Source organism: Acidisphaera rubrifaciens HS-AP3, assembly GCF_000964365.1.
Taxonomy (GTDB): domain Bacteria; phylum Pseudomonadota; class Alphaproteobacteria; order Acetobacterales; family Acetobacteraceae; genus Acidisphaera; species Acidisphaera rubrifaciens.
In genome coordinates, this window is sequence record NZ_BANB01000909.1 from 1 (window position 1) to 2,878 (window position 2,878).

A 2,878-nucleotide genomic window follows, 5' to 3' on the forward strand; every position below is an offset into this window, starting at 1 on the left:
GAGCCGCCGGCAGCCGAGCCGCCACCCGTCGAGGCGCCGCCTGACGCCACGGTCCACCAGGCGCCCGCCGAGCCGCCGCTGGGCTTTCTCCCGGACGAGCCGATGCCGCTCGCCCCCGCACATGCCATCGAGGCGGAGCAGCCGACCATGAGCCACGAGCCGCACGACGACGCCCCGCCGCCCGAGCCGCCGCATATCGGCGCGCCGCCGGGCGGCGATCATGCCGGGCTGGTGGACCCGAGCGCCGCCGCCGCGGCCGCGAGTTCGGTCGGCAGCCTCGTACGCACGCTTGCCGCCGAACGCAGCGCGGGCGCCTGGCGCGGCGGCCCGACGCTGGAGGATTTGGTGCGCGAGGAACTGCGCCCGCTGCTGAAAGCGTGGTTGGACACGCATTTGCCGCCGCTGGTCGAACGCCTGGTGCGCGTCGAGATCGAGCGCGTGGTGGGCCGCACCGAAATCTGACCCGATCCTGACGCGATCGGCCGCGCGCCGCCGCGTCGCGGCCCACGGCGCGGCTGGCATCCCGGCCCGCCCGGTTCTAAGTGAACGCCATGCTCAACAAGACCTTCGATCCGGCCGAGGCCGAACCGCGTCTGTATGCGGGGTGGGAAGCCGCCGGCAGCTTCGCCGCCGACCCGGCGCGTCCGGGCGCGCCCTTCACCATCATGATCCCGCCGCCGAACGTCACCGGCAGCCTGCACATGGGCCACGCCCTGACGTTCACCGTGCAGGACGCGCTGATCCGCTTCCGCCGCATGCAGGGCCGCGACGCGCTGTGGCAGCCGGGCACCGACCATGCCGGCATCGCGACGCAGATGGTCGTCGAACGCCTGCTCGCGAACGAGGGCACCGACCGCAAGACGCTCGGCCGCGACGCCTTCCTCGACCGCGTCTGGCAATGGAAGGCGGAATCGGGCGGCACCATCACGCGCCAGCTGCGTCGTCTCGGCGCCTCGCTCGACTGGCCGCGCGAGCGCTTCACCATGGATGCCGGCCTGTCGGATGCGGTGCGCGAGGTGTTCGTCACCCTCTACGAACAGGGGCTGATCTACCGCGACCGGCGGCTGGTGAACTGGGACCCGGTGTTCCAGAGCGCGATCTCCGACCTCGAGGTCGAGAGCCGCGAGGTGCGCAGCCATCTCTGGTATCTGCGCTATCCGGTCGAGGGCACGGACAGGCGCATCGTCGTCGCGACGACGCGGCCGGAGACGATGCTGGGCGATACCGCCGTCGCCGTGCATCCCGACGACGCGCGCTATGCCGACCTCGTCGGCCGCCACGTCGTTCTGCCGCTGACGGGCCGGCGCATCCCGATCGTGGCCGACGCCTATTCCGACCCGGAAAAAGGCTCGGGCGCGGTGAAGATCACGCCGGCGCACGACTTCAACGACTTCGCGGTGGGCCAGCGCCATCGGCTGCCGATGCCGTCGGTGCTGGACCGCGCGGCGCGCATCACCCTGGCCGAGATCGCGGACGGGCTCGCCGCCGTCCCCGGCATCGCCGATCCGGCCTTTGTCCGCGGCCTGGAGGGCGCCGGGCGGGAGGAGGCGCGGCGCGCGATCGTGGCCGAACTCGAACGCCTGGACCTCGTCGAAAAGATCGAGCCGAACACGCATCAGGTGCCGCACGGCGACCGTTCCGGCGCGGTGATCGAGCCGCTGCTGACGACGCAGTGGTTCTGCAACGCCGCCGTGCTGGCGAAGCCCGCGATCGAGGCGGTCGAGCAGGGCCGCACGCAATTCGTCCCGAAGCAGTGGGAGAACACGTTCTTCGCCTGGCTGCGCGACATCCAGCCCTGGTGCGTCAGCCGCCAGCTATGGTGGGGCCATCGCATCCCGGCCTGGTATGGGCCGGACGGACAGGTCTTCGTCGCCCGCGACGAGGCGGCCGCCCGCGCGGCGGCGCGCGCCGCCTATGGCCACGACGAGACGCTGACGCAGGACGAGGACGTGCTGGACACCTGGTTCAGCTCCGGCCTGTGGCCGTTCTCGACGCTCGGCTGGCCCACCCGGACCGACGATCTCGCCCGCTACTATCCGACCGACGTGCTGGTCACGGGGTTCGACATCATCTTCTTCTGGGTCGCCCGGATGATGATGCTGGGCATCCACTTCATGGGCGAGGTGCCGTTCCGTCACGTCTACATCCACGGCCTGGTGCGCGACGAGCGCGGGCAGAAGATGTCGAAGTCGCGCGGCAACGTGCTCGATCCGCTCGACCTCATCGACCGGTTCGGCGCCGACGCGCTGCGCTTCACCATCTGCCGCCTCACCGGGCCGGGACGCGACGTCAAGCTCGGGCCGCAGGCGGTGGAGAGCTACCGCAGCTTCGTCACCAAACTGTGGAACGCCGCCCGCTTCCTCGAGATGAACGACGCGCGACCCGTGCCCGGCTTCGATCCGGCGACGGCGCGCACACCGCTGTGCCGCTGGATACTGGATGCGGCCAACGCCGCGATCGCCGAGACGACGGCGGCACTCGACGGCTACCGGCTCGACGAGTACGCGGAGGCCGGATACCGTTTCACCTGGAACCTGTTCTGCGACTGGTTCCTCGAACTCGCCAAGCCGGCGCTGGCCGATCCCGCGCTCGCCGACGAGACGCGGGCCGCGGCGGCGCATGTGTTCGGCATCATCCTGCGCCTGCTGCATCCCGCGATGCCCTTCGTGACCGAGGAGCTGTGGGACCGGCTCGGCTACGGGGCGCCGTGCAGCCTGATCGGCACGCCCTGGCCCGAAGCCGGGGCGGTCGCCGGGGCCGAGGAGGCGCGCGGCGAACTCGACTGGCTGGTGCGCCTGATCGGCGCGATACGCACGGTGCGGTCGGAGATGAACGTGCCGCCGAGCCAGACCGCGCCCGTGCTGCTGCGCGACGCCTC

2 protein-coding genes are annotated in these 2,878 nt (G+C 71.5%); both read left to right on the forward strand.

Annotated features, from left to right (window positions below; genetic code table 11):
- Positions 1 to 462 (forward strand): DUF2497 domain-containing protein (locus B8460_RS18955; RefSeq protein WP_052945317.1); only part of this gene is annotated, 462 nt, incomplete at its 5' end.
- Between the two features lie 89 nt (positions 463 to 551).
- Positions 552 to 2,878: valine--tRNA ligase (locus B8460_RS18960; RefSeq protein ID WP_048863185.1), on the forward strand; the 2,327-nt coding region annotated here is incomplete at its 3' end.